20 protein-coding genes are annotated in these 11,856 nt (G+C 44.0%); 18 read left to right on the plus strand and 2 right to left on the minus strand.

The genetic code is table 11. The features are described 5' to 3' along the window. Positions 1-38 precede the first annotated feature (38 nt). The 7 genes from KYJ26_RS07690 to KYJ26_RS07720 all read left to right on the plus strand — a co-directional run bounded on the left by KYJ26_RS07690 (position 39) and on the right by KYJ26_RS07720 (position 3,280). Positions 39-413, plus strand: coding sequence for a hypothetical protein (locus KYJ26_RS07690; RefSeq protein WP_219166695.1), 375 nt, complete (start codon positions 39-41; stop codon positions 411-413). 15 nt (positions 414-428) lie between these two features. Further along, positions 429-644 carry a hypothetical protein gene (locus tag KYJ26_RS07695; RefSeq protein ID WP_219166696.1) on the plus strand — a complete coding sequence of 72 codons (216 nt, stop codon included), beginning with the start codon at positions 429-431 and terminating at the stop codon, positions 642-644. A 96-nt stretch (positions 645-740) separates the two neighbouring features. Beyond that, positions 741-1,196: an NUDIX hydrolase gene (locus KYJ26_RS07700; RefSeq protein WP_219166697.1), complete on the plus strand. Its 456-nt coding sequence runs from the start codon at positions 741-743 to the stop codon at positions 1,194-1,196. Next, positions 1,193-1,954 (plus strand): hypothetical protein, encoded by a 762-nt coding sequence (locus KYJ26_RS07705; protein ID WP_219166698.1) that lies wholly within the window; start codon positions 1,193-1,195, stop codon positions 1,952-1,954. The genes KYJ26_RS07700 and KYJ26_RS07705 overlap by 4 nt, the downstream gene beginning before the upstream one ends. Positions 1,955-1,968: 14 nt before the next feature. Further along, positions 1,969-2,517: a GNAT family N-acetyltransferase gene (locus KYJ26_RS07710; protein WP_219166699.1), complete on the plus strand. Its 549-nt coding sequence runs from the start codon at positions 1,969-1,971 to the stop codon at positions 2,515-2,517. Then, entirely contained in the window at positions 2,504-3,016 is a 513-nt protein-coding gene (locus KYJ26_RS07715; protein ID WP_219166700.1) for a phosphoribosylanthranilate isomerase, read from the plus strand. The genes KYJ26_RS07710 and KYJ26_RS07715 overlap by 14 nt, the downstream gene beginning before the upstream one ends. Positions 3,017-3,070: 54 nt before the next feature. After that, positions 3,071-3,280 (plus strand): hypothetical protein, encoded by a 210-nt coding sequence (locus tag KYJ26_RS07720; protein WP_219166701.1) that lies wholly within the window; start codon positions 3,071-3,073, stop codon positions 3,278-3,280. An 88-nt stretch (positions 3,281-3,368) separates the two neighbouring features. Here the strand turns inward: KYJ26_RS07720 and KYJ26_RS07725 are convergent, their stop codons facing one another. Beyond that, positions 3,369-3,863: a hypothetical protein gene (locus KYJ26_RS07725; RefSeq protein ID WP_219166702.1), complete on the minus strand. Its 495-nt coding sequence runs from the start codon at positions 3,861-3,863 to the stop codon at positions 3,369-3,371. An 89-nt stretch (positions 3,864-3,952) separates the two neighbouring features. On the opposite strand from KYJ26_RS07725, the gene KYJ26_RS07730 reads away from it, so the two are divergent. From KYJ26_RS07730 to KYJ26_RS07765, 8 genes are all read left to right on the plus strand, one after another. Further along, the gene (locus KYJ26_RS07730; RefSeq protein ID WP_219166703.1) at positions 3,953-4,396 is read left to right on the plus strand and encodes a pyridoxamine 5'-phosphate oxidase family protein; all 444 of its coding nucleotides are present in this window, start codon (positions 3,953-3,955) and stop codon (positions 4,394-4,396) included. A gap of 33 nt (positions 4,397-4,429) precedes the next feature. Further along, complete coding sequence (locus KYJ26_RS07735) at positions 4,430-4,957, plus strand: chloramphenicol phosphotransferase CPT family protein (protein ID WP_219166704.1); 528 nt, start codon at positions 4,430-4,432, stop codon at positions 4,955-4,957. Positions 4,958-4,979: 22 nt separating this feature from the next. Beyond that, a complete protein-coding gene (locus KYJ26_RS07740; RefSeq protein ID WP_219166705.1) occupies positions 4,980-5,315 on the plus strand; it encodes a hypothetical protein in 336 nt (111 codons plus the stop codon). Between the two features lie 32 nt (positions 5,316-5,347). Beyond that, positions 5,348-5,533, plus strand: coding sequence for a hypothetical protein (locus KYJ26_RS07745; protein WP_219166706.1), 186 nt, complete (start codon positions 5,348-5,350; stop codon positions 5,531-5,533). A 138-nt stretch (positions 5,534-5,671) separates the two neighbouring features. Then, positions 5,672-6,184 carry a hypothetical protein gene (locus tag KYJ26_RS07750; RefSeq protein ID WP_219166707.1) on the plus strand — a complete coding sequence of 171 codons (513 nt, stop codon included), beginning with the start codon at positions 5,672-5,674 and terminating at the stop codon, positions 6,182-6,184. 10 nt (positions 6,185-6,194) lie between these two features. Continuing rightward, positions 6,195-6,737 (plus strand): sigma-70 family RNA polymerase sigma factor, encoded by a 543-nt coding sequence (locus KYJ26_RS07755; RefSeq protein ID WP_219166708.1) that lies wholly within the window; start codon positions 6,195-6,197, stop codon positions 6,735-6,737. Continuing rightward, positions 6,724-7,416 carry a hypothetical protein gene (locus KYJ26_RS07760; RefSeq protein WP_219166709.1) on the plus strand — a complete coding sequence of 231 codons (693 nt, stop codon included), beginning with the start codon at positions 6,724-6,726 and terminating at the stop codon, positions 7,414-7,416. Before KYJ26_RS07755 ends, KYJ26_RS07760 begins: the two co-directional genes overlap by 14 nt. A gap of 266 nt (positions 7,417-7,682) precedes the next feature. Further along, positions 7,683-8,135 (plus strand): GNAT family N-acetyltransferase, encoded by a 453-nt coding sequence (locus tag KYJ26_RS07765; protein WP_219166710.1) that lies wholly within the window; start codon positions 7,683-7,685, stop codon positions 8,133-8,135. Between the two features lie 43 nt (positions 8,136-8,178). Here KYJ26_RS07765 and KYJ26_RS07770 read toward each other — a convergent pair whose 3' ends face one another. Then, complete coding sequence (locus KYJ26_RS07770) at positions 8,179-9,144, minus strand: quinone oxidoreductase family protein (RefSeq protein ID WP_219166913.1); 966 nt, start codon at positions 9,142-9,144, stop codon at positions 8,179-8,181. Positions 9,145-9,512: 368 nt separating this feature from the next. Between KYJ26_RS07770 and KYJ26_RS07775 the strand changes: the two genes are divergently transcribed. Genes KYJ26_RS07775 through KYJ26_RS07785 form a run of 3 tightly spaced genes read left to right on the plus strand, consistent with a single transcriptional unit; the run spans position 9,513 to position 11,833 of the window. Continuing rightward, a complete protein-coding gene (locus KYJ26_RS07775) occupies positions 9,513-10,718 on the plus strand; it encodes an MFS transporter (protein ID WP_219166711.1) in 1,206 nt (401 codons plus the stop codon). Positions 10,719-10,731: 13 nt separating this feature from the next. Next, positions 10,732-10,899 carry a hypothetical protein gene (locus KYJ26_RS07780; protein WP_219166712.1) on the plus strand — a complete coding sequence of 56 codons (168 nt, stop codon included), beginning with the start codon at positions 10,732-10,734 and terminating at the stop codon, positions 10,897-10,899. Then, positions 10,868-11,833 carry an LLM class oxidoreductase gene (locus KYJ26_RS07785; protein ID WP_219166713.1) on the plus strand — a complete coding sequence of 322 codons (966 nt, stop codon included), beginning with the start codon at positions 10,868-10,870 and terminating at the stop codon, positions 11,831-11,833. The genes KYJ26_RS07780 and KYJ26_RS07785 overlap by 32 nt, the downstream gene beginning before the upstream one ends. Positions 11,834-11,856: the final 23 nt, after the last annotated feature.

Consider the following 11,856-nt stretch of genomic DNA (forward strand, 5'->3'; position numbering starts at 1 on the left):
AAGAGAGATCTAGAATCACATGTTAGGAGTGTATTCCTATGTTAAGAAAATTCATCATGCTAATGGGGACGGTTCTTTTGTTAACAGCCTGCAACACCAAAGATTTCTCCTTCTCCGGAGATTCCGATCACTGGCATGCTGAACTAAACGTCAACCAGTCCAGTGATTTTGAAAAACAGGATTTTGTCCTGAAGTATAAAGGGGAGAATATTGATTCTGTGGGGAATGTTGCCTATGACGTAGAAGAAGTTGGCGGATTTGGCAGAACAGGTGTGACCCTTGAAGAGAATGGAGTGATCCGTGATAGCAGAGAATCCGATCCCACGAGTGCCAAAATGAGTGAAGATACTGAGGTTGAGGTAACTGTGAGATGGGATAATCAGGAGGAAACATTCACTTTAGCAAAAGATTAAAAAAGGTTGGATTGTATGTCAGAGAAAACATTTCAATTGAGATTGTGGTTGATAGCCGTACTGGGTTCGATCGCATTGTTTGTTGTGACAGAATTAATCTGGGAAGAAGTGCCGGATGTATTCTTACTGGTCTATTTAGTAGCAGGTTTTATAATAAATCATTTCATTTCGAAAATCAGAAATTTGAAGTCGGGAAAAGCAGCTCTGAAGGATATTCGACAAAGAGGTTAAATGATTCGGAATCAGGTTGAATTCATGTGCAAAGCTGGTTTTTTTAAGTCAATGGAACTTTTATTTCGTCATGATTCATTCATAAGGAGGGAAATAATGAACTACGTCAAAGATCTGCGAAAACTTGTAGGCACCAGACCCTTAATTCTCCCCGGGGCTGTCGTCATCATCGTAAACGACCAGCATGAAGTCCTGCTTCAGCACCGGACGGACGGTGGTTGGGGACTCCCAGGAGGATTGATGGATCTTGGTGAAAGTTTAGAAGAAACGGCAAGGAGAGAAGTGAAGGAAGAAACCGGTCTTGAGGTCGGGGAACTGACCCTGGTCAACATCTTCTCCGGTCAGGACTATTATTTCAAGGTATCGAATGGGGATGAACTCTATTCCGTTACGGCTGTTTATGTCACGAAGGACGTGAGCGGAAAAATGGAAGTGGATGAATCCGAATCGGTTGCCGTCCAATTTTTCAAACTGAATGAACTTCCGGACGGGCTGACGGATGAATATAAGAGATATATCACGCCATACATACAATCTGAGGTGCGAACATGATAGCGCCAGATAGCATATTAAACACATGGAACAAGTTTAATGATTTCCCAATGGAGACGTTAACTAAAGTCTGGTTTTATAACGAGGGAAGTGCGAAGAAACAGCGTGATGTCTCTCTCATGCGGGAGCACCGGGAACAATTCGGCATGTCGGGGAATTGTTTCGATCTTGCACTCTGGTTACTGGATGAGTTTAAAAGGGACGGAGTCGAGGCGTATCCCGTCGGTCATGACCTTGGTACGGAAGAGGCTCATGCGGCTGTCATTGCGCTGAATGATCATGGGGATCGGTATCTTTGCGACCTTGGCGATCAGTGGTTGAATCCGATATTAATAGATACGAAGAGTCCCGATTATACCACTGAAAAATTAGATGGATTTTTTCCGGCTGCAATGGTGCAGGTTTTGGATCATCCAACCGGTATCGAAGTCCATTTTCATCGACCGAATGGGAAAGTATCGAAACAAGCTTTTCAGACGGAACGAATCGAGATGGAGACCTTCCTTAAGGCTGCGGAGCATTCTCAACATATGATAAAGAATCATCCACTATTGGAGTGCAGAATTCCGTATCAATCTGAAACCGCCCATTGGGAGTTCTATAATTGGGAGAGCTTTCTGAGTACAACAGAAGGTTTGATAAAGGACCAGAAGCTGGCAACAGTGGAAGAATGGGCTGAAAGGATTCATGGGAAAACGGGATACAATAAAGCCATTCTAATCAACATACTGGAGCATTACAGAAGCATTCAAGAGTGAAGGGGAAAATGATAATGAACACGACTCAAAGGCCAATCGTATCATTAAGAGAACTGACGCATGATGATGCAGAAGACCGTTACCAGTGGTGCCTGGATCAAGAAGTGACCAAACACTTGAACATGCCGGAGAAATATCCTCCATTCAGCCTGGAAGAAACCCGTGCCTGGATTGACATGTGCATCAACAAATCGAATGGATACGAACAGAAAGCGATCATGACGGGAGAAGGCAAGCACATCGGCTGGGTCGATTTGAAAAATATTGACCGGTTAAATAAGCATGCTGAACTCGGGATCGCGATCGGGGATAAAACGTACTGGGGGAAAGGCTACGGATTAGCTGCCATGGGCGAGATGCTTCATTGGGGATTCGGGGAACTCGGGTTGAATAAGATTTGGCTCAGAGTAGAGATCGATAATGAGCAGGCTATCAAGTCGTACAGAAAAATGGGATATGTGGAAGAAGGCATATTAAGGCAGGACAGATGGAGAAAAGGGGAGTTCGTGGATCGGTTACGGATGAGTATTCTACGGGAGGAGTTTTCCCATGAAAAAGTTTGATGAATTTATTAAAATTGCCCGGGAGCTAAATGGGATAGGCATTACTCCACTACTCATGGGTTCGGTCGGGTTGGAAGAGGTCACAGGCAGGAGCTGGGATGCACAGGATCTGGACATCCACGTGCCTGGTGATAAGCGGGGATGGGAAGTTCCTGCCGAAACATCCATACATAACTGGAATGAGATTGTAGAGATCATGGAGTCAATGGACTATGTGCTGATCGATTTGCATGAGCATGAATTCTCGAAAGATGGATTATCCGTAGAGTTCGGTATTATCGACACGCTGCCGGAATTCGCAGGAGTACAAGTAGAAAGTCTCGAGATACATAGAGTGGAAGAAGTAAATTATTATCTGCTGAATCCGGAGCAGTACTTACATGTTTACGAAGCTTCCTCTAAAGACAGCTACCGGGCAGACCAGAATAATCATAAGGATTTTGAGAAGATTGAGTTTTTGAAACATCTAATCTCTCATAATGAACTTCCAAAAGGATAAACCATTTATGTTACAGTAAATATAAGACAATTCTGAAATACTGGGGGTGTTATCATGTATTTCTTGATTTTTCTTGGGATCGTCATCGGCTATTTTGCTATCCGTATTTTCATCGGTTCAAGGAAGATGGAGTTTTATGGGGACAGCGTCAAAAAGAATGCGCCAGACTCAAGAGACGAAGCTTATCAAAAGTCGGCTCAGCATTCTCAACAATCCACGAATGCGAATAATCAAACAGGTGGTGGCGGGGGACCTTCTGCGTGAAAGACCATGAAATGAACGTTTCTGTCCAAGTAAAAGGGAACTTCCTTTGTTAGAAGTTCCCTTTTAGTACCAGTCAACTGTCTTTCCTTCATGGTTTGAGTTGTTCCAACAATCCACCATCATCCATATTTCGAATGGTTACAATCTTCCCTTTTTCATTGAGATTCATTCTTGCCTTGACGGTGGCGGTGTTCGTTTCACCATTCTTGCTGTATGCCACTTTGACCTCAAACTCATAAGCAAGTTCTTCATCCTTTTGAATAACAATATTGGTTGGTTTCATTTGATATCCGTTCTCGAAAGCCATTCTTTGAAATACCAGTATGTGGTTGGCATTCAACATATCCTCCCAATCCATCACGAGAGGCTTATAGTTCTCTTCTACATACTCTTTGAGCTCAGGTGGAAAGGCACCATCTTGTTTAAATGCAGCTTTCAGTTCATCATCAGGACCGGTGAATTCGCTTTTCAGAAAGGTTTGGATGGTTTCCACATTTTCATCCTTTTCCTTAGGTGCACTGCATCCAGCAACCAATGCCAACAATGTCGTTAAAACGAATAATTTCATAGCCAGTTTTTTCATTTGCTGATTCCCCCTTTATCTACTTTACGGACAGCGATGGAAAATGTTTCAATTTAATGAGAAGCTCCATGCGGAGAGGATGAAACGTATTGAACATTATCACAGGTAAAAGACACTTTAATCTAGATGAATTTTTAAAGAAACCTTTATTTGCACACCTTTCAACTTTATCAAAAGAAGGTCCAAGAGAATCACCGGTATGGTTCTATTGGGAAAACGAACACATTTATATCATTGGGACGCCTCCTTCAGACAGTTTTCCTGGAAGAATCAAAGAGAACCCCTCGTGTGCCATCGGTATCGTAGATCTCGACCATACAACCGGAAAAGTACTTCATGCAGGGTTCAGAGGGAAAGCCACGGTAGAACCATTTGATCAGAAGATTGGTAAGAAATTGCTTGAACGTTACCTAGGACCGGATGAAGAAAGATGGGATTCGAGATTTCAAGGTTTGGGGAACAGTAATGTCCTGATTAAATTCGTTCCTGAGACAGTGGTGGTCAGGGATCAGTCTTTTGCACCGAGTATTTGACTTTGGCTCTGCTACTTGAAAGGGGGAATACCCATGACCAACATCATCATCCTAAATGGAGGCTCAAGCTCCGGCAAAACAACGCTGGCGAAATATCTGCAAAAGGCCTTATCCGATCCATGGCTGCGATTCAGCATCGATGATCTAATCCAATCTATGCCTGAATCGATGTTAAAGAAAGACAGCGGTATCAAGTTCGATGAAGACGGCTCGGTCACTCCGGGTACGGAATTTCAAGAACTGGAGACTGCCTGGATGCACGGTATCGGAGAAATGGCCCGAAGAGGTGCCCGCATCATCATTGACGATGTTTTCTTAAGCGGAGTGAAAGGGCGTCAAAAATGGGAGACTGCCCTGGAAGGAACGCAGGTGTTCTGGGTCGGTGTATTCTGTGATCCGACCGTCGCGGCTGCCCGTGAGAAAGAACGGAGGGACCGTATTGGAGGAATGGCTTTATCACAGGCTGCGATTGTGCATGAAGGGATGAATTATGACGTGAAGGTAGATACATCCAGTTCAACGGCTGAAGGATGTATCCAATTGATTATTCAAAACATGTAAGCTGATTAAAGGTGGAATGGTGTTGTCAAAAAAGAGAATGGTTGTTTTAGGAATTATAGTATTCATCCTATTATTTGCTGTCATGGATTATACTTCTCCCACTAGTGAAGAAATGGAACAATGGATGTTGGATGAAAATGACATAGTTTGTACAAAAGATGGAGGGGTTAATTACTGTGAAAAAGACAATCAAGCCGTCTGGAGACGGTCCGGCCATTTTAGAAACGTTGGATTTTTTTCTTCATACGAAAGGAATTATGAGTATGATACGGGAGAACAACTGATCTATAGAACTTTTGGCTTTTTGGGCAAGATCATCCCGATGGAAGATGGTCGGGTTTGGAAAATAGTTAATTAACCTAAGATTAATATACTTCTGGAGGAAAAATCATGAACTATGTATCTAAAGGTATCCTATTTGTATTGGGAGGAGTTATCTTCTTGCTTTTATCATTTATTCTGCCTCTCCCGACGCCACTGTGGGCTGTCATCCTGAGTGCAAGCATTGTGCTAAACTGCACGGGGACAGTGTTTCTGGTCAGATTCGTTAAGAGTTCTGATGGAGAGAAAGATTAGGAATGGAAGAGATTCATTAAGAGCTTCACCCTTTTCATAGAGTGAGGCTCTTTATTTTTGAAAAAAATGGAATGATCATCGAACCCTTTTGTTCGTTTGCTGGTAATAGTAGTGAACGATAAAAAAGGGGGGATAGAGATGATTCATAATAGGGTTCTAGTGTTACTTGGATTACTGACCTTGATTCTTAGTGGCTGTGCAGCCTCAAAAAAAGACAGAGAAATTGCAGGGGATGTGAAGACGGTCGGCAATACGGTTTCAGTTAATGGCATCAGCACATTAGAAGAAGGTTCAGAGATTAAGGTAGAGTTGAGGGACATTGAAACGGATTCCGTTCTCGAGGAAACCATTGTAAAAGTGAATGGGGACCATACTTACGGTGCGAATTTTTCAAGGGATAAGAGGGAAGAGGATCAAAAATTAGTTGTGACGTTTAATCCAGAAGAACAACCTGCCGATATACAACAGATATACGGACGTAAAGGTGAAAATATCCGAGACGGTTCTCCGGGTTTGGTGAAAGACGGGGAATTTAACCGCATTCAAATGTTCGATTTTATTTATAAAGTTGTAAAAGGGAGTGTAGGGCAAAGGACCATTCTGCTCGATTCCTTTCATATCCCGAGCGATATCAATAGTGGAGGGGAGTGAAGTTTGTCCATTGTTTATTGAAGAGTCAAAAGCAGAAGAGATTTTTAGAAAGTATAGGGATTATGTGTATCGAACAGCTTTGCTATTAACGAAATCAAGAAGTTTAGCCGATGATATCACCCAAGAGACGTTCATTCGATTGTACAGCCATTATGACAGATTCGACGATTCAAGACCAATGAAACCATGGATTTACACCATTACCATGAATGTGACGAAGACGTTCATGAAGAAACAAAGAATTGTCAACTGTTTTTCGTTCTTTTCGGATGACATTGCCAATGATCAGGTCAATTCAGTAGAACAGAGCTTCTTGAAATCAAATGAGTTGATGGAATTGTGGAAGGCCGTTCACTCTCTTTCATGGAAAAGCAAGGAGATCATTGTTTTACACTTTTACTCAGAGTTCACGTTGAGAGAATGTTCCCAGATTCTAGGGATTCCTTTGGGCACAGCGAAATCCAGGTTAAATACGGCTCTTAAGCAATTAAGACATCTTGAATTGCAGGGGGAATTTGACTTAACGAAGGCGGGATTATATGAAGAAGGATAAGGTGAAGAAGTTATTTGATCATGTAGTGGATAATGAACAATCGGCGGTGGAATTCCAAACGGTATGGAGAAAGGCAAATAAAAGGAACTGGACAAGACGACTCTTCCAATCAGCCGGACCTAATGTAGCAATACTCATGATTATATTGGTTCTCACCCCACTTGCAGGCTTTTATTTCATCAATTCTGAGCACTCTTCACATTCAGCTCAGTCAACGTCCAAACTGAGTGATGGTGATTATGACATATCTGGGAAAGTGTACAATTTCCCTAACCAAATCGTCATAAAGGGGGAAACTGGATTACCGGAAGGGGCCATACTCACGATTGAGCATTTTATGAGAGATGGACAAACGCTGATCAGTAAAGATAAAGTGACAACGAATTCAGATGGGTATTTCCAATATGCGACTGACCGTCTTGAAAGAGATAAGGAATATATCGTCAAAGTCATGCTCTATCCCCATTTACAAAACGATTCGATTAAAGAACAAATTGGCAGCAAGGGAGAGAATTTGAAAAAGATAGAGAAAGAAGAACATATCTTTCAATACCATCGTAAACAAGATAAGTATACAGGTTTAAGGTTGATGGGGCTTGTGAACAAAACAGAGGATACGACGCAACAAGTATCAGCGGAATTTCTAATAAGCGAGCAAGAGTTTGAGGCTGTTCATTGACCCGGTTCCACACTTGTTGGTTTAAAGGTTGCCACCTTAATCCATTAGATGATTTTCAACAAAAAAATAGCTTACCCACAAAACAGGTAAGCCCAAAAAGGAATTTTTCAATTTACTAAGGGGTCCTAGCTTAAACCACTATCTTCAAGATGAAGAATATATACTTAGTATACTATGTAATTTAGGCGAGTAAAGGGGTTATGCTTAGATGAATATTTTTTCTTCCCCTGTTGTGGTGCCAACCATATATTTAAGGAGGTATAGATATGATTATCAGAAAACAAAATCCAGATGAAACACTTCCAATGGAGCTACTTCTTTTGGCAGATCCTTCAGAGAAGATTGTAAAGGAATACACTTCAAGGGGAGAATGCTATGTAGCCGAGCATGATCAGCGCATTATAGGAGTATATGTACTGCTCCCAACAAGACCTGAAACCATCGAGCTCGTGAATGTGGCTGTGGCAGAAGAGAGGCATGGCCAGGGAATTGGGAAACAGCTGGTCATGGATGCAGTGAAGGTGGCCAGTGAGAGAGGGTACAAAACCATCGAAGTGGGCACCGGTAACTCCGGCGTCGGTCAATTGGCCCTTTATCAGAAGTGTGGATTCAGGATTGTTGGGGTTGATGTGGACTTTTTCGTGAGGCATTATCCTGAAGAAATCTTTGAGAATGGGATCCAGTGCAGGGATATGATTCGGTTGGCACAGGATTTATAAAAGACCCAATCCCGTTTAGGGACTGGGTCTTTTATTGATTCCATTAAGGAATTAATAATATCTTTCCGGTACTCTTTCTGCTTTCCAAATACTCATGTGCTTTTGCACCCTCGCTTAAAGAAAAGACCGTCGGTTCAGACACCTTCAATTTTCCTTCCTGAATCCATCCGAATAATTCTTGTGAGCGGTTCACCCGTTCTTCGTGGGACGTCAATACATTCCATAAGTCCCCGCCTGTCAGGGTTTTTGAAGTGTCCATCAGCATCCTTGGATCAACAGAAACAGGATCTCCTCCCGCCATACCGAAGAAGACGACCGTCCCTCCGATGCGGGTTGATTCGAACGTGTCCATCAACGTTGAACCAACCGATTCGTATGCGACGTCCACGCCTTTACCATCTGTTACATTCTGTACGTTCTGTTTCCAATCTTCACTGTATAAAAACATGTGGTCAGCTCCCACCGCAAGTGCGGACTGCCTTTTTTCTTCCGAAGACGTTAATCCGATGACGGTGCCGCCCAATATCTTGATGATTTGGACAAGGAGCTGTCCGACCCCGCCTGCTGCAGCATGGACCAAAACAGTATCGCCTGCTTTTATGCTGTAACTGTCTTTCGTTAAGTAATGGGCCGTCAAGCCCTGCAGTAGAAGGGAGGCAGCTGTTTCAAACGAAATATCGTCTGGAAGAGATATGGCTTTCTCTTTAGGTACGGCCACAAGTTCAGCATTTGCATAAGGTACATCGGCAAAAGCGATGCGGTCGCCAGGCTCAATTCCTGTGACATTGCTTCCGGCACGTTTGACAATCCCAGTCCCTTCATAACCGCATATGTATGGCGGGTTTCCTGCTAAGTGATAATTTCCTTTTCTTCTATATACATCGGCGAAATTCAGGCCGATTGCCTTCATTTCAACTAAAACGTCATCCGGTCCGATTTCGGGAGCTTCAATCTCCTGAACATGCAGGACATCCGGTCCACCGAATGTTTCAAATACAAGTGCTTTCATCATCTACTCTCCTCTATCACATCATTGCTTTTTTAGTGTAACCACTTCCTCATCATTTGACTAGGAAAGAGCTTACCATTCATAGGTACTTCCAGGTGCCTATGCCACTTCAAAGTGCGTTCTTCCCAAAAAGTTAGCGATCCTTCATAATTCAGTTTAGCTTTTCAAACAGTACCTGCCGAATTTCGCAGAAGGGGTTTGAAAGGAATATAGGCACTTAGGAGTCCCTAGGTTACAAAAAAGTACCTACATGACTTTAAAGTGCGTACTTCTCATGACTAGTTGTACCCATTATCATAATGTGTACAGAGGAACGGAAGGCGCCTTCGTTTCTCAAATCACAAACATTTTAAGGAGGAAGTTTCGTTATGAGTTCAACTTCAGCTACTATAGATCAGTCAAAAACGAAAGGTGGCACACCGGCGTTACTTGCCCTTGCCATCAGTGCTTTTGGAATCGGGACGACAGAATTTGTTCCCGTTGGATTATTATCATCGATTGCTGATGATTTATCGATATCGATCACACTTGCAGGATTATTGATTTCAGGTTATGCCATTGGAGTCGCCATCGGAGCACCGGTGTTGACGGCATTGACCAGTAAGATAAGCCGAAAGTCGCTGCTTATGTCCTTGATGCTCTTATTCATTGTCGGAAACTCGGTTGCGGCCATGTCCACTAGCTTTGGATTATTACTTGTTGCCCGTTTTATCACAGCATTTTCACACGGGATTTTCTTCTCGATCGGATCGACGATTGCGGCCGATCTCGTGCCTGCTCATAAACGGGCCAGTGCGATTGCCTTCATGTTCACAGGATTGACGGTTGCGACCGTGACAGGGGTACCACTTGGAACATTCATCGGACAAGCTTTTGGATGGAGAGCAACCTTCTGGGGAGTTGCCCTCCTTGGTATTGTCGGAATCATTGCCAGTTCCATCCTTGTGCCGAAGAACTTGAAAAAAGCACCACCAGCCAAGTTCAGTGAACAATTGAAAATTTTAACGAATGGTCGATTATTACTAGCCTTTGCCATCACAGCCCTTGGGTATGGCGGAACGTTCGTCGCGTTCACATATTTAACACCGTTATTACAAGACGTAACAGGATTCAGTGCGAAATGGGTAAGTATCATCCTACTTGTATACGGAATTGCCGTTGCCATCGGAAATGTGGTCGGGGGGAAAGCATCCGACAAAAATCCGTTAAAAGCGTTATTCTGGATGTTTGTTATGCAAGCCATCATTCTGTTAGCTCTTACATTCGCAGCGCCATTCAAAGTGGCAGGACTTATCGCCATCTTCTTAATGGGGTTATTCGCCTTCATGAATGTGCCGGGACTGCAGATCCTGGTGGTAAACCTGGCTGAGAAATATGTCCCTTCAGCAGTCAATGTCGCATCTGCCCTGAACATCGCCGCATTCAACGTAGGGATTGCCATCGGTTCATTCGTAGGAGGACTCATCGTGGATGGAATCGGTTTGATTCATACCCCGTGGATCGGAGCCATCATGGTAGCAGGAGCTGTGCTATTAACAGCGTGGCTGCGAGGCATCGAACGAAAGTCAGCCTAAAGGAGACGGTAGAATGGTTCAGGTTTGGAAGGAAAGAGCGAATCAACGCAAGAAACATCGAGCTATTGAAAAAGGTGTTGTCATTACGATCTTGACCGGGGCGGCACTATTCGCCGTCTCCCGTCAAATGAAGAAAGGGAGAGGGAGAGATGAATCCATTTGCACATCACAAGTCGTATAACCGTATGTACAAAGAGGGAGAATTGACGCTGGGTCTTCACATCCCCCTCGAAAATTATCAGTTCGACACACCGACGATGGAAAAACAGGTCGAACTTGCCCAACTGTCAGAAAAACTTGGTTTCACCAGCCTGTGGTTCAGGGATGTTCTCCTGGAGGATCCAAACTTCGGAGATCCTGCTGTCGGACAGATTTATGACATGATGATTTACTTGACCTACCTTGCCAGTCAAACCAAGGATATTGCCCTCGGAACGGCTGCCGCGGTACTGCCGCTTCGACATCCGCTTCGGGTGGCAAAGGAAATCGCCACGATTGATCAACTGTTCCCGGGCAGGGTCCTTCTTGGGGTATCATCCGGCGATCGCCGGGCAGACTTTGCCGCAATGGGGGCATCTCATCCGGACCGTGGTCAGAAGTTCGTGGAAGCTTATCACTATCTGCAAGAAGCTCTGTACAAGGAGTTCCCTCACATAGAGTCATCGAGGGGGAATATCCGGGATGCCAATCTTGTACCAAAACCGACGACGCGCATCCCAACCTTCATCACAGGATATGCCCAGCAGGACATGAAGTGGTTTGCCGAACACGGGGATGGCTGGATGTACTATCCACGCAGTCCTCATGACCAGGAAGTGACGATCCAGCGTTGGAGAAGCCTGGTAGAGGAGTATCATCCAGGTGTCTTCAAACCATTCAGCCAGCCGATGCATCTGGACCTTGACCTTGCAGAGGATCCGAATGAAATCCCAAGACCGATCCGTCTGGGATTCCGGATCGGCCGGAACTATCTGATTGAATTATTGAATATCTACAAGCAGGCCGGAGTCAATCACCTCTTTTTTGCCCTGTTTGACAGTCAGCGACCGGCTGATGAAGTCATTCAGGAGCTGGGGGAGGAAGTGGTTCCTTATTTTCCGGCGGTTCAGGGATGAATGAATAGAGTGTGGCCCCAAGT

Source organism: Rossellomorea orangium, assembly GCF_019334305.1.
Taxonomy (GTDB): Bacteria; Bacillota; Bacilli; order Bacillales; family Bacillaceae_B; genus Rossellomorea.

Excerpts from the sequence above, each read along its gene's own strand:
- KYJ26_RS07690 (WP_219166695.1), top strand. The coding sequence starts at position 39 with ATGTTAAGAAAATTCATCATGCTAATGGGGACGGTTCTTTTGTTAACA.
- KYJ26_RS07695 (WP_219166696.1), top strand. The coding sequence starts at position 429 with ATGTCAGAGAAAACATTTCAATTGAGATTGTGGTTGATAGCCGTACTG.
- KYJ26_RS07700 (WP_219166697.1), top strand. The coding sequence starts at position 741 with ATGAACTACGTCAAAGATCTGCGAAAACTTGTAGGCACCAGACCCTTA.
- KYJ26_RS07705 (WP_219166698.1), top strand. The coding sequence starts at position 1,193 with ATGATAGCGCCAGATAGCATATTAAACACATGGAACAAGTTTAATGAT.
- KYJ26_RS07710 (WP_219166699.1), top strand. The coding sequence starts at position 1,969 with ATGAACACGACTCAAAGGCCAATCGTATCATTAAGAGAACTGACGCAT.
- KYJ26_RS07715 (WP_219166700.1), top strand. The coding sequence starts at position 2,504 with ATGAAAAAGTTTGATGAATTTATTAAAATTGCCCGGGAGCTAAATGGG.
- KYJ26_RS07720 (WP_219166701.1), top strand. The coding sequence starts at position 3,071 with ATGTATTTCTTGATTTTTCTTGGGATCGTCATCGGCTATTTTGCTATC.
- KYJ26_RS07725 (WP_219166702.1), bottom strand. The coding sequence starts at position 3,863 with ATGAAAAAACTGGCTATGAAATTATTCGTTTTAACGACATTGTTGGCA.
- KYJ26_RS07735 (WP_219166704.1), top strand. The coding sequence starts at position 4,430 with ATGACCAACATCATCATCCTAAATGGAGGCTCAAGCTCCGGCAAAACA.
- KYJ26_RS07745 (WP_219166706.1), top strand. The coding sequence starts at position 5,348 with ATGAACTATGTATCTAAAGGTATCCTATTTGTATTGGGAGGAGTTATC.
- KYJ26_RS07750 (WP_219166707.1), top strand. The coding sequence starts at position 5,672 with ATGATTCATAATAGGGTTCTAGTGTTACTTGGATTACTGACCTTGATT.
- KYJ26_RS07760 (WP_219166709.1), top strand. The coding sequence starts at position 6,724 with ATGAAGAAGGATAAGGTGAAGAAGTTATTTGATCATGTAGTGGATAAT.
- KYJ26_RS07765 (WP_219166710.1), top strand. The coding sequence starts at position 7,683 with ATGATTATCAGAAAACAAAATCCAGATGAAACACTTCCAATGGAGCTA.
- KYJ26_RS07770 (WP_219166913.1), bottom strand. The coding sequence starts at position 9,144 with ATGAAAGCACTTGTATTTGAAACATTCGGTGGACCGGATGTCCTGCAT.
- KYJ26_RS07775 (WP_219166711.1), top strand. The coding sequence starts at position 9,513 with ATGAGTTCAACTTCAGCTACTATAGATCAGTCAAAAACGAAAGGTGGC.
- KYJ26_RS07780 (WP_219166712.1), top strand. The coding sequence starts at position 10,732 with ATGGTTCAGGTTTGGAAGGAAAGAGCGAATCAACGCAAGAAACATCGA.
- KYJ26_RS07785 (WP_219166713.1), top strand. The coding sequence starts at position 10,868 with ATGAATCCATTTGCACATCACAAGTCGTATAACCGTATGTACAAAGAG.